This is a genomic window from Halorubrum sp. B52 (genome assembly GCF_059752555.1).
In genome coordinates this window covers 1,041,500-1,064,792 of record NZ_MWTG01000009.1, presented here as the reverse complement: position 1 = coordinate 1,064,792, position 23,293 = coordinate 1,041,500, and the positions used below count along the sequence as shown (strand labels likewise).

Below are 23,293 nucleotides of genomic sequence, written 5' to 3'. Positions count from 1 at the left end.
TCGTACCAATCTATCAATGGTCTCATCACCAACCCGTCGTCCATGCTCCTCCCCACTCCGTCTCATACATCTCCAGATGACGGTGCCTGTATCGATTTACTGACCCGTTACCCTCCCGCCGAGACCAACGTGTTGAGCGTCACAGTCTCAGCGTCGCCAACAGAACGCCTGTCAGTCTGGCAACGCGAAGCTGGCAGCGTCCTCCCGACACGAGATGTGAATTTTTGTATGGCCGAGTGAACGAGCTTCGTCCATCTGCATGACTACTTCCACTCACACCGTCAATCAGACTGATTTGCCCGCTGATACTCTCTTATACGGCTGCTCTGTCCCGATTCCACTTGGTAAGGCACCTGTAAACCAGCATTATCAGCGTCCATAATCCGTACACAACCATTATTGTCTAGCATTTTAGTTGACGAATCAGGATGGACGGGAGTCGGTGGAGTAGCCTGAAACCTGCGTCACAAGGGGAGACAGTATGGACTGTGTGAGATGTGCCGCCGACACCGACCACAACCGTGTCGCTGTTGACCGGCCAACGGGTGACATAACCGGAACGATCTGCGTGGAGTGTGGCAACGAGATTCTCTCAGTGGTCGACAATCCGGCTACGCTTACGATGGCGACGTGTTTGGTATGTGGCGATTCCTCAGATATTCTCTTTCCGAAATGGGAGACAATCGTCGAGACCGAGGCGGGCTCCAAGATGATTGAATATACAATCGAACTGACGACGCCGGCGCTCTGTGATAGTTGCCTCTCGGCCAACCGACCCACGTCTCAGGTCCAACTGTCAGACGGGGTGAAGACAGACTAATGACCACAAGCACCCCCTCAGACACTGATCTGTTACAGCAGTTGGCGAATCGGCGGCTCAACGGCGAGGAGCCACTCCAATGCAATGCGTGTGGTGACCGACTCAACGAGGGTGATACGGTGATCGCCCGATTACACCAGGATCGCGACGACCAGGCGTGGTTGACAACAGGGCGGTTCTGTACTGAGTGTGGTCCCAACGTCACCCAAGGCCCGAAACCGTTTGCTGCTGAGGTTGTCGTTCGAGGACAAGTGGGCTCGGCGTCAGATCCACAATCGCAAGAACACTTCCCCATCCTGCTAACCCCAGAGATTATCGACCGGGCGTAAGGTCGATTTTCGTCAAAGGGATGGCCGGGCTCAGACGATGGGCTCGACGACAATATGCTCCTGCGTGAGCACAGTACGCTTCGCGGCACCGTTTGTTTGACGAAGCCCTAACGTCTGGCACTGCGGTTTTTTGCGGTACACTCGAGGATCCGCCCCCGGCGAAGAAGATGCGAAATGAAGAGCGGAAGGAGGAGCGAAAAAAAGCAGCAGGCTTTAGATTTCGCCGATACGATCACCGAGCAGATTCTAGCCGCTTACGACGTCCTCCCGAACGACAAGTAACGCCTCTAGTCGGGAAACTGTTAGTATATGACACTATCAACAATAGCCGACAGAAGTCTTAGATCAGTGTGTTACAGACTTTCGCATTTGGAACTACGTTACAAGTTAACAAATAAACGACAATCTTATTTGCGTTAGTTGCTGAAATCGTGTAGTGACAAGTACTCATCAATCAATTAATGATTACATCGGGGAGCCATCCTCAATTCTCCTCCTTGCTCCGTCACATGCCACTCCGGATGACAGTGCCTGTATCGACCTGTTGACGAGCGAATCACCTTCTGAAACGAACGTTTTGAGTGTCACACTCTCAGCAACTCCTGCAGATCGGCTATCGGTTTGGCAACGCGAGGCTGGGAATGAGCTTCCGACACGAGCGATGATCATCGACGGGCGGCGAGAGATAACAAAATCAGGTCTCCCGACTTCTGAATCCGGTCCAGTATCCGTGCGAGGAGTCCCTAAGCATGCAGATTTAGACGACATTGGACTCGCTATTGCCAGCCAACTCGGCGAATGGAATACCACCGACGAATCGAGTGTTATGTGCGTGCACTCGGTAACGACACTGCTCACCACGTACGACGACGGGCGCGTACTCAGTCTGATCACAGGCCTCAACGAGCTCTGTAAGCGCCTCGGCGTGGTTGCTCACCACCATGTCGATCCAAAAGAGCACGACGAAGAGATGTTGACGACACTTCGTCCATTGTACGATGCGGTGATCGAACACAGTCCAGACGATGGCTGGATTCCAATGGAATCCGAGAGAATGACCACGGCACCGACGTTCCGCTCAACGACACCTCCACCTGGCGGAACAGCGAGCACAGATCCAAACCGTCCCGAAACAGTGCCGATGCGGCATTCTTTCGATGCGATTCTGGAACTTTTGTCGTCACCACGCCGGCGGACGCTACTATACAATTTAAAGAACCAGGCACTCTCAGAGATCCCACTCGATCGACTGGTTGAGGAAATATACAAAATCGACCGATCACTACCGGGTCGCGAAGAATCGACTCGTGAGGAAATCAAGATTGGGCTTATCCATACCCACCTCCCACACCTCCAAGAGCAAGGGGTTGTTAAATATGATTCTGAATCCCAAACGATTCAATACACGGAAAATGAAGGTCTAGAGTCCTTACTCCGATATATCGAAACGATCGAATTGGGCTGACTGAAGCTGCCAAAGGGATCCGAAGACAGACCGTTCAACGATCCAATCCCTCTGTGCGCAGTTGTCGCCCTGGATCTATTTACCACAGACGTTGGTGGATGAGTGAGAACGATAATACATACACTATTCTCATTGGTGATGACATGGTATCTGCCACGGCAGGCTTCCTGCTGGCGTATGTCCAGTTGTCGGGGGCTGGTCCGTGGAGAGGGGTATGACCCTTCTCGCAACAGCAGTCGCGCTGGGGTACGCTGTCTTCGCCCTCGTGTGGTTGCGGTAGCTATAGCACGGCGTTTTGATCGTCATCCGAACACCCATCCCCTGAAATCCATTTCCACCCTCCGCCCGACGCCGCGACGATGAGGTTCTTCACGCGGAACTCCGCTCCCTCGACTCGATCGACGAGTAGATTGTTCATCCCTCGAGGGGGAACTAGGTGACACAACATAAGCATCGTCTCGTGAGATGGTTGAGCCATCGGACACCGCACTTGTCAGTATTGATACTCAACGAATGCGTTCAGGAAACTTGCTCCGGTAATCTGTTACCACGCACCACTATAGCCGGCGCAGCGCCCGCCACTTCGCAACGACGAACCCCGCCAAGATGAACACGAACCCGGCGACGGTCGCGGACGTCACTTCTTGCTCAAGCACGAGCCAGCCTGCTAGCGCCGCGAACACAGGAATCACGTACTCGATGAAGCTCATCTCGATAGGGCCGAGATCGTCGAGGAGTGTGAAGTACAGCAGGAAGCCGCCAACGCCGGCCACCGCGGAGAGGTACGCGATGGCGCCGAGCGCTGACGGCGTCCACGTGGCGGCCGCGAACGACTGGCCGGGGAGCGCGAGCACAGCGGCGTGGAGGACGACGGCGCCAGTAGCCATCATCCACGCCTGTGTGGAGAGGAACGGCATTGACGGCGATCGGCTGTGGGTGACGACCGCGGCCACGGCGAATGCGAGCGCGGATGCGAGCACGAGCGCGACCCCGAGGACGCTGTCAGCGATATTCGCGGGGTCGGGGTCGGCGATGACGACGACGCCAACGAATCCGAGCGCGACGCCGAGCGCGGTGGCGGCGGTAAACTCCTCGTCAGTAGAAACAAGCCGTGTGAGCGCGGGCGTCACCACGGGGATGAGACCCAACAGAACAGCGGCGACACCGCCCGTGACGTACCGCTGGCCGGCGAAGAGGAACGCGTGGTGAGCGCCGATAATGAGCGCACCACCGACGAGCACGTAGACAAAGTCGTCCCGAGTTCGGGGGCGGACGTCCGCGCCGGAGGCGAAAACGGCGGCGAACAGCAATGCGGCAGCGACGTCGAAGCGCACGGCCGCGAACGGCACCGCAGGGAGATCAGCCAAGCCGACGTCCGTCGCCATGAACGCCGTCCCCCAGACCGCGCATAGCAGCAAAAAGTGGCCGGCCGTTCGATAGCGACTCATTCACGCGGAGGTTGCCTCCAACGGCGAAATAGGCGTCGAACCGCCCCGACTCTCCGAGCCTCCGGACGCGCGGTGTAGTGCAGCTATAAGTACCTCAACACCGGTCTGGACGCTATCAGGGGGGTCTACGTCCGCGATGAGGGCTGCCTTCTAGCCGCTCGCCAGGCGCGCCCGGTCGATATGTAGTCCACACTCAGAATGTACGTTCACCGGGTGACGCGACCATGCGTTCGCAGTACAGAGCCCCGAAGAGCGCATTTTCAAGGAGTGTGACGCAGCCGTTGGCGACCAGTGTGTGTACAATAATCAAAAGTGTGACCATTACGATCCCAAGAGGACTAATACTTATACCCACCAATAGTATTCTCCAGATATGCCTCAAAGCATATTACAAGATGATTCTACACCGGTAGACATGGCCGATGTCGGCCAGCGGACACTCCATATCGGAAAAGAAAACCCAATTCGAATCAGTTCAGGCCATCGAATCCTCCACCACGACGGGAAGTGCTCGCGGCCACACGGCCACAACTACGAGATCACGATCGAAGTGACCGGTGAACTCGCCGAGGAGGGATGGGTCGTCGACAAAGGCGACGTCACGGCCGTCATCGACGCGTGGGACCACCGATTCCTCGTTGAGGAAGGCGATCCGCTTGTTGACGCGTTTGAAGCGTCGGGTGACGGCGATGCGCTCGTTGTGTTGGAGCATCCACCGACGGCGGAGGTAATGAGCGTCCTCCTCGAACAACGGATGCTCGAGGCGTTCCCGGACACTGTCTCGGACGTATCGGTGTCGGTGAGCGAAACCGGCGAACTCTGTGCGACCTACTAATGCCGGTCGCTAGCGATATCGAGGAGCCCACAACGGACGCTGACGCGACTGGTGAGGGCCTCCCGATCAACGAGGTGTTCTACTCGTTGCAAGGCGAGGGCACGCTTGCTGGCGTTCCCTCGGTGTTTGTACGGGCCTCTGGGTGTAACCTGCGGTGTTGGTTCTGTGATTCATACCATACGTCGTGGGAGCCGACGGGGGCGTGGCGCGACGTCGCTTCAATCGTCGAGGAGGTCCAGTCGCACGACCAGGCTGACCACGTTGTACTCACGGGCGGGGAGCCCTTGATTCACGAGGAGTCAGTCGAACTCTTAGATCGACTGGCCACAGAAGGGTATCACACGACGGTGGAGACGAACGGGACAATCTACCGGGACGCGCCGATCGATCTAGCGAGTATCAGCCCGAAACTGGCGATCAGCACGCCGACGCCAGATCGCGATCCGAAGGGTGACGGCGAATGGGAGCAGAAACACGAGCAGAACCGGATCGACCTGGACGCGCTCTCCCAGCTAGTTGATGCATACGAGACGCAGCTGAAGTTCGTCGTGACTGACGAGTCGGATCTGCCGGAGATCACGGATCTCGTTGACCGAGTGCGGGCGGCGACAGCGACGACCGTGGCGGACGATGACGTGTTGTTGATGCCGGAAGGCATGACGCGTGAGCAACTCGACGGGACGCGAAGCGAGGTCGCTGAGTTAGCGATGGAGTACGGGTACCGGTATACGCCACGGCTCCACGTCGACTTGTGGAACGACGCGCCAGGGACATGATCACGAAACGAACAGGAACCAGACAAAGCAGTGTGGTGCCGGGAGTGCGAAGTGGACGTCACACTGAGTATCGAGTAGCGAACGATCCGCAGAGACTGATTACACATGAGTACTGAAAGCGCGGTGATTCTGGTGTCCGGTGGGATGGATAGTGCGACGGCTGTGTACGAGGCGGTTGAGCAGGGGTACGAGCCGTACTTCCTGCACACGTCGTACGGGCAGCGCACCGAGGACAAGGAGTACGAGTGTGCACAGGCACTCGCTGAGGAGGTTGCTGCGGCTGATTTCCTGCATATTGAAACGGAGCATCTCTCGCAGATCGGTGCGTCGAGCCTGACGGATGAGGAGATGGACGTGGCTGACGCGGACCTGGAGAGCGATGAGATTCCGACGTCGTACGTCCCCTTCCGGAACGCGAATCTGTTGTCGATGGCGACATCGTACGCGGAAGCGACCGACTCGGAGACACTATTCATCGGCGCGCATTCGGAGGATTTCTCCGGATACCCTGATTGTCGCCCGGCGTTTTTCGATGCCTTTCAGAACGTCATTGATGTCGGCACGAAGCCGGAGACAGAGATTGATTTGAACGCGCCGTTCGTGGAGTGGTCGAAAACACAGATTGCGGAGCGTGGCCTGGAGCTCGGCGTGCCGTACGAGATGACGTGGTCGTGTTATCGGGATGAGGAACCGGCGTGTGGAACGTGTGATGCGTGTGCCTTCCGGCTTGAGGCGTTCCGGAACACGGGTGCACGCGATCCGATTGCGTACGCAGAGCGGCCAGAGTTCGCGTGACTCACCAGTAGAGACGACTCGGCTCTTCCGGCTCTGTTATCATTCTGTTTTTAGAGATCGTTTGTCTGAGACACCCGGTCACCGAAGACTACGGACCGCTCTCTGAGACGTTTCCAGTTCAGATGGCAACCACTTCATCTCGGGACCCAGTTCCACTTGCACACTCCGGTACCACCCAAGTCAGGCCCGGTAGGTGTCGAGGAGTAATGCTCTGACGATGAAGATGAACACGAGGACGACGACGAGCACTGCGCCCCATACAAGTACCGAAAAGCCGGTCGGACCGATCGCAAGACCGAGCGCAGCCCTGGTCAACTGGATCATCTGTTTTCCTCCTCGTTTTCCCCCCCGTCAGCGATTGGCTCTTCCAAACTCCGAATATCGCGATCCACGTTGGAGAGATTGATATCGGCGTCCCAGAGGGCAATCGCGAGAAGTGTACCGCCGGTTGACACGACGGTCGCCCCGACGAACGCTGACAGAAATTCCGGGGTGGGGAGCAACGGGGCGAGCCCCGGAATTGACCCAATCGGTCCTCGCAGGAGCGGGAAGTAGATGACACCAACCACGAGTCCAGCGAGTCCCGAGACGATGGCCCCTGTCCCGGAAAGCCGCTCGGAATACAACCCAGCGAGAAACGGAACAAAAAGCGCAGCAGCGAGCAGGTCTGCCGTCAGGAACAGTTCAAGCACGCTGTATCCCTGTGAACCGATAACAATTGCTCCGGTCCCGACTATTCCGGTCAGGATGCGACTGCCAACCCACAACGCCCGCTGAGTCGGCCGGTCGAGCAGCCGTGCGAGATCGGCGGTGATGACGCTCGCGATGGCATTAAACATCGTATCAGCAGAACTCATCACGAGCAGGACTGCGAGGACGACAACCGTGAGCGTCACCCAGTTCGGAAAGGCAGACTCAACGACGAGAAAGAACGCGATGCTGGCACCACCGGACTCAGTCAGGCCGAGAGCCGTGGCAGCAATCCCAAACAAGCCAGCTAGCAGAATCATCGGAACCACTGCGACAGCCGCGACGCCAAATCCCCACCGAAGAGACGATGCACCGTCGGCAGCGTAGACACGCTGCCACATGCCTTGGTTCAGCAGGTTCGCACCGAGGATGGCGAAGGCAACGTAGACGCCGAATTTGAGCCCGGGACCGAACGTTGGATCCAGTAATGTCGCATCCGCGGCAATCGCCGCAGCATGTATTTCGCCAGCTCCACCCAACGCATACACGGCGCCACCGAACCCGACAGCGAGCAGCGGGAGCAGGACAAGCGTCTGGACGGTATCGGTGACAATACTCGCTACGAGTCCTCCGTACGCCGTGTAGATCAGGGCAAACCCACCCACGAGGAGGGCCGTCTGCCACTGTGGAATCCCGGTGACGAGTGCAAGGGCTCCGGCAATTCCAGTCATCTCGGCCGCGAGGAAAATGAACATGTAGAACACGGACACGACGAGCACGAACAGGTACATCCCGGTGCCGAAGCGAGCGTAGGCAAATTCGGTGAGTGAGTGGCCGGCCGGAACGATAGCACGGATGCGCGTGCCGACCGGAATAAACAGGAGGAGCGGAATCGCACTCCCAATCGCGTAGCCGAGAATGGCTGGGAGACCGCCGAAGGCAGCCCCTGCCTCAGCAGGACTGAACAGGATCCAGACGCCCATCATCGAAGCGATAATCGTCGCGGTGAGGGTTCCGGGACCGGCTGAATCGCGGGCGGAAATGAAATCTTCGACGGATCGAACCCGACCGCGGGCCGAAAACAGGCCGAGCAGGGTAACGATCACTACCGTGAGCACGACAGCGGTGAGAGCAACGGTTGTCGAAACCATTACTGGCTCCCCTCCTCGTAGGATTCACCGGCCGCGTAGGCATCGTCGAAAAAGGCCATTTCGAGGGCGACGGTCCGGCGGAAGCTCCGCTCGATCTCCCGTTCCCGTGCGGGCGAGACCGTGGGACCGTGGGCGTCCAACTGGCCGCGGAGCCAAGTAACGAATTCCTTGAAAGAGGGATTCGCATGCAATTCGATCCAATCAGCAAAAAAGAACGGCAGTCCGGCAGCCGCTTCGTGTGCCGACGCTTCGCGGGTCGCCCATTCGGCGTAGATCCACTCGGCCGGAACGAGGGCCGCGAGTGTTTCGGCGTAGCCGCCCTCGCGGGCACAACGACCGAGCAAGTCGACGAACGCGGCGGTGGTCGTAGATAGTTCAGGTTCCTTCCAACGACCGTCGTCGACACCGAGCGCGCCGAAGGAGCGCTCGAAATAATCGTTTTCTTCGTCAGTCAGCGTATCGAGAAATTCGACGTGTCCACGCTTCGCTGAGACATCAGGTGCTTGAGCCACAGCGAAGCCGAACGTACTCACGAGAACATCCAAGAACGCGTAGTCCTGGACGAGGTATTCGGTGAAGACTGCCTCGGAGAGTGTGCCACGACTGAGTTCGCGGGTGAACCGATGGCCGACGGCGTTCGTCCACTCAGGTTCGGCACGCTCCCGTAGCCAGTCGGTGAACCGAGGGTCGCTGACGGTGGCCCGGTAGTCGTCGTATCTCTTCGGGACGTCGGTCATAGGTCCCACTCCTCTTGCGTGTAGGCCATCTCCCAGAACCGATACTCGAGCTTCGCGCTGGTGAGGAATGCCGCCCTCATAGCGTCGTGTTCACCGGGGAACTGTTCGGCACTCCGGTCGACAAAGTCACGACACCAGCTCGTCGCTTCGCGGAACTCGTCACTGGTGTACATCTCGATGAACGGCGTGTACCGGTGTTCACCCGAGGCGAGCGACGCCATATGCTCTCCGACGTCGAGGTAGCCCTGCATGCACGGATATAGTGCGGCCGCGATCTCTGCAATCGAGCCCTCGTACGCCGTCCGGATCAAGAAATTCGTGTAGGCCACGCACGTGGGTGCTTTCTCGACTGCTTCGAGCTCGCTGTCGGAAATCCCGTAGTCGGCCGCAAAGCCCCGGTGGAGATCCATTTCGTGATCAAGCACCTGGTGGGCTACGCTGAGTAAGTGCGTCATCGTCTCCTCGTTGGTAGCCTTGGCGCCCGCGAGCGCGAACAGCCGAGCGTAGTCTTGGAGGTACCGGTAGTCCTGTTTGATCCAGTGTTCGAATGCTGCTTCGTCGAGCGTTCCCGTCGCGAGTTCACGGACGAATGGGTGATCCTTCTGGGCCGCCCAGATATCCTGTCCCGCCTCTAAGAGCGTATTGCTGAATGGCACTAGCGAGCCGTACCGTCTGAGAGGAAATATAACTTGCCTATATTAGCAGGTTATATTCTCAGCGGTGGCAATCGCTCCGAGCCGATGCCTGTCGGCGATGTCACTGTTGGACGATACAACAGTTCCTGCGTCTGTTCCGAGGGTCAGTCCAGCTCGACCGTCCGATCGGCCCAAGACCGTAATTCCGACAGGGCTGTCCGTTCCTGACGTGACACCGAGTCGTCCGTTCCGAGTTCATCAGAATCGAACGCGTTGAGAACAACGCACGTCGCGAGATCGAAATATCCCGTGAGCTGTTTCACTTCGACGGATTCGTGCTGGAGTGGAATAGTCGCATCATTGATAAAAACCGCAGTTGGATCCGGGGCGGCCTCAAGGAGTGCGAGACCGCGTTTCGTGTTATCCTTCGCAAGTGCGACCGCCTCCCCCTCGTCGGTCCCTTCCGCACGAGGGGCATACGCGTCGAGGACGCCGTGCCAGGTATCGCGAGGAATGGTCGTGAAGCGGTCCATCCGACCTCCAAGGATCCGGCCGTCGTGTTCTAATTCGGGCGCGAACTCCAGAACCACAAGCCCATCAGTGCCGTGCCGGTTTAGCCAGGCCTCGAGGGCACGGGCTGTGAGGCGAGTCTTTCCGGCCTGGGAGGGTCCGACAATCAGTGTCGAGCCGGCCAGCGGGAACGGAGGCTCGGTCACGCCAGAGACACCTCTTCGCGGACGTATTGTCCGAGGAGGACGAGCGTCGCAGCAGCGAGAACGAGCGCGAATGCAAGCACGAATCCGGAGAGTAAATCCAGGCCGGTCGCGATCTGCTCTCTGACGAAGTTCGCCGCGAGACCACCCGAAACGGTGAGCAAGGCGAGTCCGCCGAGGTTTGCGAGCGCCGAGGGTGAGCTGCCGACACTCTCGGCGTTCAATAAATAAAGGACGACGGCGATGGCGAAGGGGGTTCCAACCGTCCCAAGAGCCAGAACGAGGACGAGTTGGCCGATAACCTCACCGCCGATGAAGGCACCGGGCACCGACAGCACGGCAAAGACCGCGAGGAGCACCCGATAGCGGGTATCATCGACGGTTGTTCCCCAGCCGAGTTTATCGGCAACGAGGAACGGCGGAACGATGGTGTTGCCGCCGAGCGTCGAGACGGCGGCGGCGCCGAGACCAAGCAGGAACAACCACTTGGCGGCCGGGCCGACCAGCGGTCCGAGCGCCTGGGCCGCCCCGACGGTCGTCAGATCCGGGTCGGTGAGCGTGCTTGCTGTGACGAGAAAGATGGCGGTGCTGTAGATGCCGAACGCGACCAGCATCGACGCCAAAATGTCCACTGTCGCGAGGTCATAGTCACGCTCAGTCCAGCCCCGGGCACGCATCGTGTAGGAGTGCATCGTGATCAGCGTGATGTGGACGGCACCCCCGAGAATGCCCGCAGCGACCAGTGCGCTGCCGCCGGGCAGCGTCGGGACCAGCCCTTGGGCGGCCTGGCCGACATCGATCGAGACGACGAACAGTGAGGCAACGAACGCCAAGACAACCGCGGTGACAAGCAACTTTGCGAAGAGCTCAACGAATCGATATCCCCGACCAGCCAGCCCCACCACGAGGATCCCGCCCCAGACGATACCCCACAGGCGGGCGTCGATCCCCGTGATCGTCGCCGAAACTGACGCGACAGTCTTCATGATGACAAGCTGGGCGACACCAGCCGCGATGACGACGTCCGCGACGAGGATCCACGCCCAGGTCGTTCCAAGGTGATCCTCGACGACGCCGACAATCCCTCGCTCGGTGAGCAGCCCAAGCCGCATCGCGAGGTACTGCGCCAAGGCACCGGCGAACGCGGAGAGCACGACGACCCAGAGAAGCTGGTAATCGAAGATCGCGCCTGCCGTGATGAGACTCGCCATCGTCGCTGGACCGGCGGCAATCGCCCCCGCGACCCAAGACGGCCCCATCGCGCCGAGGTACTCGCGGACTGTCCCGGTGCCACGGAGGTATTCTTTAGTCATACAACCCGAGAATACTACCCCTAATAAAAAAGTATCCCTCTGCGGACACCAGAGGACCGGTCTGGCTCCGGTAGCACGCAATGCGTCCGGGACCGACACGAACCGGAACCGCCGTCAGTCACAGGTGGGTACGATTTAATACGAGTCGCTTGGTCCGACCCGTATGTCACTTCACCTCCCGAGCGAGATCGTCGTCGAGCGGGTTCTCCCCACCATCCGCGTCTGTCTCGCCGGTGAACTGGCTTCGCGTGGAATGACCCAGCAAGAGGTGGCGGAACACATCGGCGTCTCTCAGGCCGCCGTCTCGAAGTACATCAGCGGCGACGTGGCTGTCGAAGACCGCATCGAAGCCCACCCACTGACCGACGAGACAGTCACGCGTATCGCCGAGGGATTCGCTTCCGGACAGATGGACGGGTATGAGGCACTCGCCGAACTGCTCGCGCTCGTACGGGCGTTTGAGGACCGGGGCCCGGTGTGTGAACTGCACGAGGAGGCGATGCCCTCACTCGCCGGTCTCGGCTGTGATCTCTGTGTCCGTGGCACCGACGAGCGCCTCGCCGCAGAGCGGGAGGTCTTAACGGACGTCCGAACGGCAGCACGCGTCCTGGCGACGACACCGGGAATGGCGACGTACGTCCCCAACGTCGGGACGAATGTCGGCCGTGCGCTGCCCGGTGCAAGCGACGCTACAGAAGTTGCTGCGATTCCCGGCCGGATCTACGCCGTGGACGGTCGTGTGGAGATTCCAGCGAACCCGGAGTTTGGGGCGTCGCGACACGTCGCAACGGTCGTGCTGGCTGCGATGGCTCGAGACGAGAGGCTGCGTGGCGCGGTCAACATCGCAACCGACGACGAGCTCCTTTCGCTGGCTCGGGACCGTGGGCTTGACCCACTCGAGTTCGACGCCGAGTACGACGACCGCACCCAGCGACTCTTGGACCGGTTCACGTCTCAGGAGGCCGTTCCGCGGATCGTCTATCACCGCGGCGCATTCGGAATCGAACCCATCACCTACGTCCTCGGGGAGACGGCGGAAGATGCCGCTCACCTTGCGGTCTCGCTTTTCGAAGCAATCCGTGAGACCGAATGACGCTGGCATGACCATTACCGATTTGTACTTGTCGGTTATATTCCGGATATGTCCACATTTCGACGGCCGGCCCCGGTCGAACTCCCCCAGATCTTGACGATTGCTGGGAGTGACTCAGGCGGTGGCGCCGGTGTTCAAGCGGACCTCAAGACGATGGAGGCACTCAACACCTTCGCGACGAGTGCGATCACGAACGTCACGGCACAGAACACTGTCGGCGTGGAGTCGATCCACCCTATTCCGGTTGAAGAGATCAAAGCCCAAATCGAGGCGATCCGCGGCGACTTCGAGTTACAGGCCGTCAAGACGGGTATGTTGGGTGTTGAACCCGTGGTAGAGACAGTCGCGTCGTACGCTGCTGAGATGGACGTTCCCTTCGTCGTTGATCCCGTTATGATCGCTACCTCGGGAGACCGATTGCTCGACCATGACGCTGAAGCTGCCTATGAGGAGCTGATCGCTGCGTCGACGGTCGTGACGCCGAACGCTGACGAAGCTGAAATACTTACGGATATTCCGATCGAGGATCCAGACTCGATGCAGACAGCAGGACAACGGCTCGTGGAGATGGGAGCCGACACGGCACTCATAAAAGGGGGGCATGTCGGCGACGAGCATGTCGTTCGAGATATTATCGTAACTCAGGACGAAGTAACCACCCTTGAGCACGCGAAAGTAGACTCGGACGCGACACACGGTTCGGGGTGTACACTCTCGAGTGCGATCGCGGCTCGACTGGCTCACGGAGAGGAGATCCCGGACGCGGTCAAATCCGGCGTGGAGTTCATGACTCGTGCCATCAGATACCCGCTCGACGTTGGCGAGGGACCGGGGACGGTCCACCACCTTTCGAATATTCGGGAGCGGTCAGCCAGACAGCCCACACAGGAGGTGGTCGAGTCCATCGTGCAGCAGTTGGTTTCGGCCGACGTGTCGACGATTGTGCCGGAAGTTGGGATGAACGTGGTCGGGGCCACGCCCTACGCAGAACGGCCGGAGGAGACTGTCGCCGTCGAGGGACGGATCGCCCGGACGATGGACGGCATCCGTGCGACTCGAGGGACACGTTTCGGTGCGTCAAGCCACGTCGCCCGCTTCCTACTGTCGGCGCGGGAATACGATCCGGGTCTCCGGTTTGCAGCGAACCTTCGGTTTGACGATGCTATCGAGGGAGCCTTGGAGGAGATTGATGCCAACGTCATCGAGATCGACCGTTCGAACGAACCGGAACCGGAAGAGGAGGGATCGACCATGGGCTGGGCGGCCGAGCGCGCCTTCGAGCGGAATGAGACCACGCCGGCGGTTGTCTTCGATCGAGGTGACGTGGGGAAGGAACCGATCACGCGCCTGCTCGGAAAAGACGGCGCTAAGCTCGCAACCCGTGCACTCTCGATAGCAGGGAGATCATGAATCGACCGCCATCTCGGGTACGTCTCTAATAAAGCGGGATTAGGACAAATCCCACCAAGTCTCACATCGAGCAGGCACCTGATGGAGCGAAGGTACAGCGCTGGTACGACTGTCCGGACTGTGGGTACGAAGCCCCCTCGCGTATCGTCTACGGCCCTGAACGCTGAGAACGTTACACGCAGGGTGTTTTTCGGCCGGGGCGGAGAGAGTGACCCGGTCGAACCGGGTCGGTCCAACAATGAGTCTCGAAGTACTCGACCGACACAGCGAGGCACTGTTCGAGTTCCTCTGGTGCCCCGTCTGTGGGCAAGAAGTGTTCACCCACATTCCCTTCGAGGGAGTGTTCTGCAAGAACTGTAACACGCAGGTCGTTCTCCGGGAATCCCAAGAAAACCGTGGCTACGAGGAGGCTGTGCTCGCGTGCTTCGACACCGACTCGGCGTGGAACTTCACGTCGACGAGAAGCTCCGTCGCGACCTGCCTGACGGCTCGGCACGGGTGAAACTCCTCGGCGCACCGGGAGCCTACAAAGTCGACTGGTGGAGTCCAGCACCCGGGGAGGATTGGGAGCCAGTCGAGCATGGTGAATTCGACGACGTGGAGGAACCAGACGAGGTGTCACATCTCGCATAGCGGATTTTAATCCCGCTACGACTGGGTAATGTTGTTTCTGCGCCGGCGATGGGTGCCGGCGCACACGCGCCGGGGAGTATCGATGTCGACACGGAGTCAACTCCGATTCGTCCAACGAGTCGAACAGACCGATGAGACAGAGGGCAGTGCCGACCGCGTCGCGCAGGTGTACCGGCATTCGGACGGGTACCCCGAGAGCGTCCTCCGGGATCTCGCACAGCTGAAAGCGCTGCTCGATGCGACCCGCGCAGAGCGGGGACCGGGCTACACGGCGGCGACGTTCATGTTCCTCGACAAGCTCTCGACGGTCGACCTCTATCTGGATGGCGACCCAGATCGAACGATCGACGCGGCTCAGCCAGCGGATCTCCTTGAGCCGTCCAATATGGAGCATCTCGACCAGCCGCTGTTCCTGCTGGGCCACGGCGTCGAGAATCCGGCCGACGGCATCCACGGCGACGAGGAGTACCTCTACGTCGTGGAACTCCCGACGGAGAACCCGTTCGACGAGCCGACCGAGTGGACCGTCAAGGTGAGCGGCCACTCTACATTCCCGCGCTGGGACGGTCCGACCGACGAGGCCTTCGAGCGGGCCAGCTGGCAGTTCAAGGGCCTGCTGGAGCACGCGCTCGAAGAGCTGGGGGCTGAACCGGTCTGAATACCGAGCCCACTCAGAGGATGCCGACGACGAGCAGCAGCATCGTGACCGTGCTGCCCCCGGCCAGCCACTTGTTCTCCATCGCCCTTTCGTGAAGTGGCATGTCGGCGTACTTCTCGGGGAACGCCTCGAGATTCTGTTCGTCGTAGAAGTACTTCGTCTTCAGCGCGAACCGTTCCCTCACCGCACAGCCCGGACAAACCGGCTTGCGCTCAAGCCGTTCGGTCCTGATCTGATTATCGCAGGCGCTCGCCCCGCAGTGTAACTTGGAGTGTCTCTCGACAAAGAAGCACTCGAATTTGAGATGTTTCTGCTCTGTGGACCGTTCGGAGTCAAGTCCCGAGACAGTTGCCCTGTTCATCTGTAGACGAAGCTGGGTTGGCTGGGCCAATTGCCAACATCGAATGGAGGACTCTCTTGAAGGGCTAACTCTAGGAGGTCAGTCCCCCGATCCTTCGACTGAAACGCGATCGTCGTCCTCACTATCGGCAGCAAAAGCCCGGTCCCAGCGGTCGATAAGGGTGTTGTCGGCAGACTGAGCCAGAGTTATCACGACAAGTACAGCGAGGCTGACGGCGGTCGAAACTGGATAGACGACGAAGAAGCTTTCCATTATCCCACCTACGAACAGGACGAGATACGAGCCAAATCCGACGACGAAGGCTGCCTCAGCGGCTCGCTGGCTGCATTCCCGCCAAAGATATCCTGCCAGCAGTGGTGCTGTCACCCCGCTCAGCAGACCGGTGATTCCCATTTGCGTAATAATCGTCAAATGTGACGGCCGCGCCATGGCGATATACAGCGCTATTGTTGCAGTGAGGACAACGCCAGCTCGCGCAGCCCACACGGAACGCCGTTCGACTGCCGACGGGGTTTCTCCAGCTTTGATTTGCGCTGGCGTGACATTCCCTCGCCAGTAAGCCTCGACACCGTACTTGTATACGTCGTTCCCGACAATGGCCGCGACCCCCTGTAGTAGAGAGTCAGTCGTTGTCAGAATAGCGCTTATCACCCCGACTGTGATCGCGATAGCGACGATGTTCGGGAAGGCATGGGCGAGATACGCCGGGACAGCTGCATCGGCGAACTCAAGGTTCGGGTTGAGAGCGTATGCATATATACCGACCCACTGCATGAAGGCGCTGCAGAAGAACAAGCCGATCCCGGAGAATAAAACAAACTCTCTGAGCTCTCTCTTGTTCTGTACGGCGAGAACCCGGTTGAGGAGATGTGGTAGGAGGATGAAAGCGAGCCCAAGCCACGCGATGGACGACACGGCGATTGGTCCGCCGAACAGTGCTGGCAATGTCTCCGAGGTGAACCACCCTGTGTTCGCTCCTTCGGCAGCCGCAGCTTGGACGGCGTTGCCGAGGAAGTTCCAGCCGAATACCCAAATCCCGCTAAAGAACACGATGACTGCGATTAGCATCATGATGATGCTCTGAAGGAGGTCCGTTAGGATCGTGCTTCGCATCCCACCCCCGGCAACGTAGACTGCAGCAATCGTGATCGAAACTCCGATCCCCCAAATGTATGGAAGCCCAAAGATCCGCTCAAACAGCGTTCCAGCGCCGATGATCTGACCGGCGACATAGAAGGCCAGTAGCAACGAGATGATCCCAGTTGCGATCCGGAGGAATGGACTATCGAACCGATTTCCGAGCCAATCCGGCAACGTGAGGTCGCGTTGCCCACCAAGTCCGCCGATCTCGTAGAATCGCTTTGAAATCAACGCGATGCCGATAAACGGAAGACCAGTAAACACCGCGATCCACCAGAGTGCGGGTGTACCCGCAGAGTACGCGAACCCGGGGACGCCGATGAACATATTTGCGGACGCGTAGGTCACGCCGAAACTTAGGCCGATCCACCACGCCTTGAGTCGGCCGGCACCGATCGCGTAATCGTTCAGGACTTCGGTATTTCGGTACCCGTCCAAGCCGATCAGCAGCAACACGCCGCTGTAGAGTGCGAACAGGATGACGCCGAACACCAGTTCCACGTTCGTCGAGATGATATTCGCTTCCGTCGCCTGTAGCAAGGGAAGGGTGATCATGCGGTCTCACTCTCGTTTGACGAGGCACTCTTTCCGGGATATAGCCTAAACGTCAGCCATGCCCCGATGAGCATCTGTCCGATAATCACGATCCATACAAATTGCCAGAATGGGATCATTGTTGCTAGTACGAATGAATGGTCAAGAGGAACTGCACTAAAGGGGATGACGGTGGCAACTACTGAGGCCGTCCATTCGAACTGCCACCGAGCGTGAGTTCTCGGATCTCCAGAAAAACAAGGATTCATCGATTAATCTGAACCAGCGCGGGTTTCGACAACATGACCTTTCGTAAAATAGCGATATTGATATCGATCCGACATACAACGAGTGCTTATAGCCGGCAGTAACACTCGTGAGGGGCTCCGACGCAGGCGACTGACTAGAGCTGCCCTAATCAGTGCTTGTCTGGAGATAGAACGCTCCTTGTGTCCGGATGACTTAGATTATTCGTCCCATAGATACCCGTAACATTCCCGGTGAACGAAATACGGCTATCTACGGGGAGACTGACGATTAACGAGATGACTGCTGATAGAACTGCTGATGTCGTCGTTGTTGGGGCCGGAATTGGCGGACTAGTCACTGCAGTTGAGGCCGCGGAGCAGTCCCCGGATTCAACTGTGGTCGTTCTCGAAAAAGGCGACCGGGCTGGCGGAACCTCGCTACTGAGCGGCGGAACGTTCTACTGCTACGAGACGGTCGAGGAACTGGAGGAACGCGATCCCAAGGGTGATCGTGAGCTACAGGAGCTCGTGGTCCGTCGCCACGACGAGGGATGGGAGTGGCTCGAGGATCACGGTATCCCGCTCGAGGAGAGCACTGACGATTTCGAGGGTGTTCTCCCGGGCAACGAGGAGGTCGTCCGCCAGAAATCGGTGTCGAAGACGGTCGAGATGCAGGTGTTAATCGACGAGCTTGTCGATTCACTGCGAACGGCCGGCGGCGAACTCCTACTGGAGACGCCGATGCGGTCACTACTAACCGACGACGCCGGTGACATTACCGGTGTCCGTGCGGCCCACGTCGACGGTGACGCCTTTACTATCGAGTCGCCGAACGTTGTGCTCGCGACGGGTGGTTACCCTGCAAACGAGCGCCTCGTCGAACAGTCCTTCTACACAGAGAACTCCGAAGACCTGTGGCTTCGGGCAGCAAAGTGGTGTACGGGTGATGGTATCCGTGCCGCTGAGGAGATTGGGGCCAAGCACAGTCAGGGACACAACGAGTTCTATGGCAAGTCGATGCCCTCCGCCCCTGCTGAGTTCACCCCATTCGAATATCCCGACGTCTCATCCTATTACGGGCCGTTTGCGGTCGCCCTGAACGAACGCGGTGAACGATTCGCCGACGAATCGGATTCGATTCACGAGAAGTCTGTTATTCACGCGGCCGCTCGAGAAGGATATGGCCGATTCTTCTATGTCCTCGACGAGGAGCTTGTGGACTCGACAATTCGTCCCCACAAGGAAGATAACATTAGGGACATGCTGGACACCCAGCGGGAAGCTGGTGGTCGAGTCGAAGCCGTCGATTCATTCGAAGAACTCGCCACTGTTCTCGATGAATGGGGCGTCGACGGCGACCGAGCGGTCGAAACACTCGGGTCGTATAACACGGCGATCCGAACCGGCGAGAGTGAGCGGCTCGACTATCCCCGAACGAACAACCGGCGCACGGTCGACACGCCGCCGTTCTACGTGACGCAGGTCCAGCCGTCGATTACGCTAACGATGGGTGGTCTCGACGTAGACCTTGAGATGCGAGTCCTTAGACAGTTCGGCAGTAGCTCGACGTTCGACCACGGTGGTATCGAACAGGAAACCGTCTTCGAGGATCCCATCGACGGATTGTATGCCGTCGGTGCGGATGTTGGAAACGTCGGCGCGATCACGACAATGGAGGCCGTCAGTCCGATGACGGCAAATACGGTGTTCGGCATTATTGCCGGCCGAAAGGTATCTGATGCTGTTGATACGCTAACCGAGTAGCTCTCATTGCCTTACTATTCACGTTCGCACTCTCAACTCGGCAAGGTGAAAACTCAAAAGAAATAGAGTAGCAACTGGTCTAGCTTCAGCCAATCAAGCCGCTTGCTGCGGGGTTAGTCGATACCAGGTTCGGTTTCTCCCGAATATTCTTGGCCGCCACCAATGTATTTCCATTCAAGATACCGACATCGGAGCTACAGTTCGAAAAGTTCGATCGGCTCCCCATTCAAGTGAGTCCCATGTCCCTCGAAATGAGAGGGGTATCCGACACCCTTTGTGGATGCAATATAGCAGATTCAGTCATAACGGTGTTGGCCAAACTATCCTTTTAAACTCGGAGGTTCGGGATGTGTTCCGTGAGCAGCAGGGATATGAAGAAATGATGGCGGGGATACAAGTTGGAACTCGAAACGGTTCGAACATGTTTTCGCCTCAAACGATCTTGAAGTAAGAAGCTGCTCCCACTCGACTACCACTACGAGCAGGTCGAAACATAGCGGTTCAACGCGCTTGGAAGATCTACCGGCGTCAGCATACCCGTAGTCGCCTGTTTCCACCGTATCATCCGTCGAGATGACGAGGTCACCGATTCGACAGTAGCTAGGAGCAAGTTTCTGTTGTGGAAAACATCGGCTCAGACATCAGAAAAAGTCTGAGATGCGCGTTGATCGACACACCGGTCTCCATTAGCCCCTATTGACAAATCCTTGAGAGGCCGTCACAGTATCGAATCTATTGATTGCTGCCGCGACCGTTTCCGTGGCTCGGTGGGCCGTTACGTCCCGGTGGATCGCCACCGGGTGGCCCACGCCGATCGGTGTTTTCGGGCTCGTAGACGTACATCGCGTCGTTCGGATAACTCCGATTACCACCCCGCCAACCATCCTCGCAGAGGAGGACACGGCCGTCGCGCATCGCGTAGACGTTGTCGACGTTGCGTAACGAATCGTCGACATCTTTCATAGCCTCCTCGCTGGTGAAGTCGGGTCCGACAACGACCGGCTCGAGTGTCGAGACGTCGTACCGAGGTCCGAGCTCAGCGCGGTAGACGACACCGCCATCGACGCGGTCGAGCGCGATGTCGCCGCCGTCGTTCGTCGGCCCGGCCAAGTCGTCGTTGAACTCGGAGATGCCGAAGTAGATGTAGTCGCCCGGTTTGGCGTCGTCGACGCTGTCGACGCCCTCGGCCTTGTTGAACTCGATGGAGGCGCCGATCTCCTTGGCCGCGGCGCGCGTCTCGATGAAGGGCACTCGCCGGAGCTCCTCGTCGACGCCGTTCGGACCCTGTTCCTCGTACTGCTCGGCCCACTGGAGAATCTCCTCGTCGGAGAGATAATCCTGATTGCCGTTCGAGATAACTTCGAGGTCGGCCTGCTTGATGACCTCCTCGGTGACCTCGTCGCCTTCGCTCCAGTCGGCGTGACTCTCGAGGTAGTCGACCTGGGTGACATCGTCGTATTCGCCGATCCAGGATTCGATCTCCCGATTCGAGGCGCGTCCCATCGGGAGCCACTCGACTTCGAGGGGAACTTCGGCCGGTGACTTTCCGGAGGCGGCCTCGTCGTTGGTTATCTTTGGCGCGTAAAGTATCCCCGCGATATCCATCGGGTCCCGGTAGCTCGAAATCGGCCGGTCGGCGACAAACTTGTAGATGCCCTTGCTGTCGCCGTCCGAGCAGCCGTAGGCGGTCCGCTCGTCGGGCAGGATATTGGGCGCTTCCCACGCCGCCCGGCCCATCACGTAGTACTTGACGGGTTCGAGATCCTCGGGGTCGCCGGTCGGGTTCCGGATATCGACGTGATAGCCGTAGCGGTACGGGTTGGGGTACTCGTCTCCGATCGGTTCGAGTGGGTTCCCGTCGCCGGCCTCGACCGGATCGGCGCCGAGGTAGTAGGCGAGGTGTTCGACGCCGGTCATGTTCCAGTAGCCCTGGACGTACCAGCCGTCGACCTCGTCGTACTCGTTGACGGCGGTCTGGATCTCGCTGGGATTGGGGCGGTTCCAGAAGTAGCCCGCCCCCCGCAGTCTCTCGCCGTCGCCGGCCTCAACGATATCGCCGATTGTTCCCGTGAGGTTCGCGCGGGGGTGGGCGTAGTTCTCCTCGGAGGACAGCGGCGTCTGCCACGGACTGAGGTCGCCGTAGCAGTTGATGCGGGTCCCTCCGATCTCGCGGAACGCAGCCGTGTTGACCGTGTTGATCGCGTTCTCAGGGTCGGCCTCCCACTCACCGTCTTCGTTCTGCAAGAGGGGTGTCCGCATGATGTTGCCGGGGCTATTTTCGTCGTTCGTGAAGAGGAACCCCTCGGTCCCGTCGTCGTCCGTCGCGACGAAGTGGTTGGCATCGGGGTTGTACCCCGAGTCGCCGTAGGTCGTCCCCGCAAAATTCTCGGTCGTGACATCCCGTCCGTCGGGCGTCTGGGTGATTCCCCAACGTTCGGCGCCGCCGTTGATCGGTTCTCGCTCTTGAATCAGATACTCGAAGTCGCCGTCAACGGCGAAGACGCCGTCCTGTTGTTCCTCGACCGGCGCCGGCGACTCGGTGAAATCATCGTTCTGCCCATCAAAAGCAAACTGGAAGCCCTTGTAGTAGCCGACTCCAGCCTTGTCGTACGGTTTGGGGTTGTCGCGACTCGGGTGCTGGACGCTGATCAGAAGCGAGCCGTCCTCGAAGACGAACGGTCCGGTCATCTCCGCGCCGAACGCCGTCGTCGAGAACCGTTTGAGGTCACCGACGACACTCGGTGCCCCTGGTGTCTGCGTGTCATCGTCATCTGTCGAGTCCGCGGGGCTGTATCCTCGATAACTATCCTCCGCTCCACTTGCGACACCCGTGACGCCCGCACCGACCAGGCTTGCGATAGAGGCCTTCATCAGGTGCCGTTTGGATTTATCAACCATCCAAGTGCGAACCCACGTCCCAGCGTAAAACCCGTTTATAATAGGTCAACACCGCCGTTCAGAGCGGTTCCAGTTACTATATAGGAGACGGGACGGGGTCGGACCGCTCCCCTACGGAATTGGCTTGGCGAGCGGGCGCACTTCGCCCGTCGTGCCGCCACTTGCTCCTTCGAGATGTGGACAGTTCCGGCACTGGCCGTCTGTGGGGGCGTTCCGTACGTCAACCGAAAACGCGTCCGATCGTCCGTCTCAGCGGTCGGTCTCCGTGTCCTCCATCTCCGCGACCTTCCGACGGATATTGGTGGCTCGCTTCTGGACCCGTGAGACGTACCGCTCGATCTTCCCGGGCTGGATGCCCATGAACGAGCCGACCCACTGGCGGTCCGCGTACGGCTGCGTGAGGAGATACGCCGCAAGCGTGTCCCGGCCGGCCTGAATGATAATCGGTGGGACGCCCCGATCGCCGGTACCCGCCTCCTCGAAGCCGTTGACGTCGAAGTAGATGTCGGCGTAGAGCTCGGCGATTTCAGCGTCGTCGAACTCGATCCCCTCGTGGCGGGGCGCCTCAAAGCGGTAGCGTCCGTCGTCCGATTCAACGATGCGAACGTCCATGACGTACTGCCGGTGGGTCCCGATCGACTTCCCATCGATCCGTTCTGTCGAGGCCATACGCGTGGCTCCGGTACGACCATCAATAAATCTCAGTAATGGTTGTCAATAGCCGTTGGGAACCCTCTACTCGGGCACGTTGCCATCCGGAACGCGATTGAGGCGTGCGGCAGAACTCCCCGAGAAGCGATTCGAAGACGGTCACGAAATCAAAGGCTACGCGGTGGGATAGTTGAGG

Annotated in this window: 20 protein-coding genes and 3 pseudogenes; 12 read left to right on the top strand and 11 right to left on the bottom strand. The window is 59.1% G+C overall.

The window, feature by feature from the left end:
• The first annotated feature begins 481 nt into the window (after positions 1-481).
• The 3 genes from B4V04_RS13965 to B4V04_RS13955 all read left to right on the top strand — a co-directional run bounded on the left by B4V04_RS13965 (position 482) and on the right by B4V04_RS13955 (position 2,614).
• Positions 482-820, top strand: a complete 339-nt coding sequence (locus B4V04_RS13965; RefSeq protein WP_498232350.1) for a hypothetical protein — start codon at positions 482-484, stop codon at positions 818-820.
• A complete protein-coding gene (locus B4V04_RS13960) occupies positions 820-1,149 on the top strand; it encodes a DUF8112 family protein (RefSeq protein WP_498232349.1) in 330 nt (109 codons plus the stop codon). The genes B4V04_RS13965 and B4V04_RS13960 overlap by 1 nt, the downstream gene beginning before the upstream one ends.
• Positions 1,150-1,585: 436 nt before the next feature.
• A complete protein-coding gene (locus tag B4V04_RS13955) occupies positions 1,586-2,614 on the top strand; it encodes a DUF7504 family protein (protein WP_498232348.1) in 1,029 nt (342 codons plus the stop codon).
• Between the two features lie 557 nt (positions 2,615-3,171).
• On the opposite strand, the gene B4V04_RS13950 is transcribed toward B4V04_RS13955, so the two are convergent.
• Positions 3,172-4,062 carry a DMT family transporter gene (locus B4V04_RS13950; RefSeq protein ID WP_498232347.1) on the bottom strand — a complete coding sequence of 297 codons (891 nt, stop codon included), beginning with the start codon at positions 4,060-4,062 and terminating at the stop codon, positions 3,172-3,174.
• Between the two features lie 373 nt (positions 4,063-4,435).
• Here B4V04_RS13950 and B4V04_RS13945 point away from each other — a divergent pair, with 373 nt between their 5' ends.
• The 3 genes from B4V04_RS13945 (at position 4,436) to queC (ending at position 6,468) form a co-directional block, all read left to right on the top strand.
• Positions 4,436-4,897, top strand: a complete 462-nt coding sequence (locus tag B4V04_RS13945; RefSeq protein ID WP_498232346.1) for a 6-pyruvoyl trahydropterin synthase family protein — start codon at positions 4,436-4,438, stop codon at positions 4,895-4,897.
• Positions 4,897-5,673 carry a 7-carboxy-7-deazaguanine synthase QueE gene (locus B4V04_RS13940; RefSeq protein WP_498232345.1) on the top strand — a complete coding sequence of 259 codons (777 nt, stop codon included), beginning with the start codon at positions 4,897-4,899 and terminating at the stop codon, positions 5,671-5,673. The genes B4V04_RS13945 and B4V04_RS13940 overlap by 1 nt, the downstream gene beginning before the upstream one ends.
• Positions 5,674-5,778: 105 nt before the next feature.
• Entirely contained in the window at positions 5,779-6,468 is a 690-nt protein-coding gene (gene queC / locus B4V04_RS13935; RefSeq protein WP_498232344.1) for a 7-cyano-7-deazaguanine synthase QueC, read from the top strand.
• A 180-nt stretch (positions 6,469-6,648) separates the two neighbouring features.
• On the opposite strand, the gene B4V04_RS13930 is transcribed toward queC, so the two are convergent.
• The 6 genes from B4V04_RS13930 to B4V04_RS13905 form a co-directional block, all read right to left on the bottom strand.
• Positions 6,649-6,792, bottom strand: a complete 144-nt coding sequence (locus tag B4V04_RS13930) for a hypothetical protein (RefSeq protein ID WP_498232343.1) — start codon at positions 6,790-6,792, stop codon at positions 6,649-6,651.
• Positions 6,789-8,309, bottom strand: a complete 1,521-nt coding sequence (locus B4V04_RS13925) for a sodium:solute symporter family transporter (protein ID WP_498232342.1) — start codon at positions 8,307-8,309, stop codon at positions 6,789-6,791. The genes B4V04_RS13930 and B4V04_RS13925 overlap by 4 nt, the downstream gene beginning before the upstream one ends.
• On the bottom strand, positions 8,309-9,046 hold the full coding sequence (locus B4V04_RS13920) for a TenA family protein (RefSeq protein WP_498232341.1): 738 nt from the start codon (positions 9,044-9,046) through the stop codon (positions 8,309-8,311). The genes B4V04_RS13925 and B4V04_RS13920 overlap by 1 nt, the downstream gene beginning before the upstream one ends.
• Entirely contained in the window at positions 9,043-9,702 is a 660-nt protein-coding gene (gene tenA, locus B4V04_RS13915; protein WP_498232340.1) for a thiaminase II, read from the bottom strand. The genes B4V04_RS13920 and tenA overlap by 4 nt, the downstream gene beginning before the upstream one ends.
• Before the next feature lie 143 nt (positions 9,703-9,845).
• Positions 9,846-10,397 carry a hypothetical protein gene (locus tag B4V04_RS13910; RefSeq protein ID WP_498232339.1) on the bottom strand — a complete coding sequence of 184 codons (552 nt, stop codon included), beginning with the start codon at positions 10,395-10,397 and terminating at the stop codon, positions 9,846-9,848.
• Positions 10,394-11,707 (bottom strand): NRAMP family divalent metal transporter, encoded by a 1,314-nt coding sequence (locus B4V04_RS13905; protein WP_498232338.1) that lies wholly within the window; start codon positions 11,705-11,707, stop codon positions 10,394-10,396. Before B4V04_RS13905 ends, B4V04_RS13910 begins: the two co-directional genes overlap by 4 nt.
• A gap of 163 nt (positions 11,708-11,870) precedes the next feature.
• On the opposite strand from B4V04_RS13905, the gene B4V04_RS13900 reads away from it, so the two are divergent.
• From B4V04_RS13900 to B4V04_RS13880, 5 genes and pseudogenes are all read left to right on the top strand, one after another.
• Positions 11,871-12,800, top strand: coding sequence for a thiamine-phosphate synthase family protein (locus B4V04_RS13900; RefSeq protein WP_498232337.1), 930 nt, complete (start codon positions 11,871-11,873; stop codon positions 12,798-12,800).
• Positions 12,801-12,848: 48 nt separating this feature from the next.
• Complete coding sequence (thiD, locus tag B4V04_RS13895) at positions 12,849-14,210, top strand: bifunctional hydroxymethylpyrimidine kinase/phosphomethylpyrimidine kinase (RefSeq protein WP_498232336.1); 1,362 nt, start codon at positions 12,849-12,851, stop codon at positions 14,208-14,210.
• A gap of 68 nt (positions 14,211-14,278) precedes the next feature.
• Positions 14,279-14,377, top strand: a pseudogene (locus B4V04_RS13890) (DUF7568 family protein); the annotation flags it as partial.
• A gap of 71 nt (positions 14,378-14,448) precedes the next feature.
• Positions 14,449-14,843 (top strand): annotated as a pseudogene (locus B4V04_RS13885) (DUF7567 family protein).
• An 82-nt stretch (positions 14,844-14,925) separates the two neighbouring features.
• Positions 14,926-15,501 (top strand): hypothetical protein, encoded by a 576-nt coding sequence (locus B4V04_RS13880; RefSeq protein ID WP_498232335.1) that lies wholly within the window; start codon positions 14,926-14,928, stop codon positions 15,499-15,501.
• Positions 15,502-15,514: 13 nt separating this feature from the next.
• On the opposite strand, the pseudogene B4V04_RS13875 reads toward B4V04_RS13880, so the two are convergent.
• Together B4V04_RS13875 and B4V04_RS13870 are read right to left on the bottom strand one after the other, a co-directional pair.
• A pseudogene (locus B4V04_RS13875) lies at positions 15,515-15,763 on the bottom strand (RING finger protein); the annotation flags it as partial.
• Between the two features lie 177 nt (positions 15,764-15,940).
• Complete coding sequence (locus tag B4V04_RS13870) at positions 15,941-17,557, bottom strand: sodium:solute symporter family protein (RefSeq protein WP_498232334.1); 1,617 nt, start codon at positions 17,555-17,557, stop codon at positions 15,941-15,943.
• A 524-nt stretch (positions 17,558-18,081) separates the two neighbouring features.
• Here B4V04_RS13870 and B4V04_RS13865 point away from each other — a divergent pair.
• Positions 18,082-19,548, top strand: coding sequence for an FAD-dependent oxidoreductase (locus tag B4V04_RS13865; RefSeq protein WP_498232333.1), 1,467 nt, complete (start codon positions 18,082-18,084; stop codon positions 19,546-19,548).
• A 732-nt stretch (positions 19,549-20,280) separates the two neighbouring features.
• Here the strand turns inward: B4V04_RS13865 and B4V04_RS13860 are convergent.
• Positions 20,281-22,446 (bottom strand): alkaline phosphatase PhoX, encoded by a 2,166-nt coding sequence (locus tag B4V04_RS13860; protein WP_498232332.1) that lies wholly within the window; start codon positions 22,444-22,446, stop codon positions 20,281-20,283.
• 249 nt (positions 22,447-22,695) lie between these two features.
• Complete coding sequence (locus B4V04_RS13855) at positions 22,696-23,115, bottom strand: hypothetical protein (RefSeq protein ID WP_498232331.1); 420 nt, start codon at positions 23,113-23,115, stop codon at positions 22,696-22,698.
• Positions 23,116-23,293 lie beyond the last annotated feature (178 nt).

Bases quoted from the DNA above. Each gene is read 5' to 3' on its own strand.
- B4V04_RS13860 (WP_498232332.1), bottom strand. From the start codon at position 22,446: ATGGTTGATAAATCCAAACGGCACCTGATGAAGGCCTCTATCGCAAGC.
- B4V04_RS13930 (WP_498232343.1), bottom strand. From the start codon at position 6,792: ATGATCCAGTTGACCAGGGCTGCGCTCGGTCTTGCGATCGGTCCGACC.
- B4V04_RS13925 (WP_498232342.1), bottom strand. From the start codon at position 8,309: ATGGTTTCGACAACCGTTGCTCTCACCGCTGTCGTGCTCACGGTAGTG.
- queC (WP_498232344.1), top strand. From the start codon at position 5,779: ATGAGTACTGAAAGCGCGGTGATTCTGGTGTCCGGTGGGATGGATAGT.
- B4V04_RS13855 (WP_498232331.1), bottom strand. From the start codon at position 23,115: ATGGCCTCGACAGAACGGATCGATGGGAAGTCGATCGGGACCCACCGG.
- B4V04_RS13905 (WP_498232338.1), bottom strand. From the start codon at position 11,707: ATGACTAAAGAATACCTCCGTGGCACCGGGACAGTCCGCGAGTACCTC.
- B4V04_RS13965 (WP_498232350.1), top strand. From the start codon at position 482: ATGGACTGTGTGAGATGTGCCGCCGACACCGACCACAACCGTGTCGCT.
- B4V04_RS13960 (WP_498232349.1), top strand. From the start codon at position 820: ATGACCACAAGCACCCCCTCAGACACTGATCTGTTACAGCAGTTGGCG.
- B4V04_RS13900 (WP_498232337.1), top strand. From the start codon at position 11,871: ATGTCACTTCACCTCCCGAGCGAGATCGTCGTCGAGCGGGTTCTCCCC.
- B4V04_RS13865 (WP_498232333.1), top strand. From the start codon at position 18,082: ATGACTGCTGATAGAACTGCTGATGTCGTCGTTGTTGGGGCCGGAATT.
- B4V04_RS13945 (WP_498232346.1), top strand. From the start codon at position 4,436: ATGCCTCAAAGCATATTACAAGATGATTCTACACCGGTAGACATGGCC.
- B4V04_RS13870 (WP_498232334.1), bottom strand. From the start codon at position 17,557: ATGATCACCCTTCCCTTGCTACAGGCGACGGAAGCGAATATCATCTCG.
- B4V04_RS13950 (WP_498232347.1), bottom strand. From the start codon at position 4,062: ATGAGTCGCTATCGAACGGCCGGCCACTTTTTGCTGCTATGCGCGGTC.
- B4V04_RS13920 (WP_498232341.1), bottom strand. From the start codon at position 9,046: ATGACCGACGTCCCGAAGAGATACGACGACTACCGGGCCACCGTCAGC.
- B4V04_RS13940 (WP_498232345.1), top strand. From the start codon at position 4,897: ATGCCGGTCGCTAGCGATATCGAGGAGCCCACAACGGACGCTGACGCG.
- B4V04_RS13880 (WP_498232335.1), top strand. From the start codon at position 14,926: ATGTCGACACGGAGTCAACTCCGATTCGTCCAACGAGTCGAACAGACC.
- thiD (WP_498232336.1), top strand. From the start codon at position 12,849: ATGTCCACATTTCGACGGCCGGCCCCGGTCGAACTCCCCCAGATCTTG.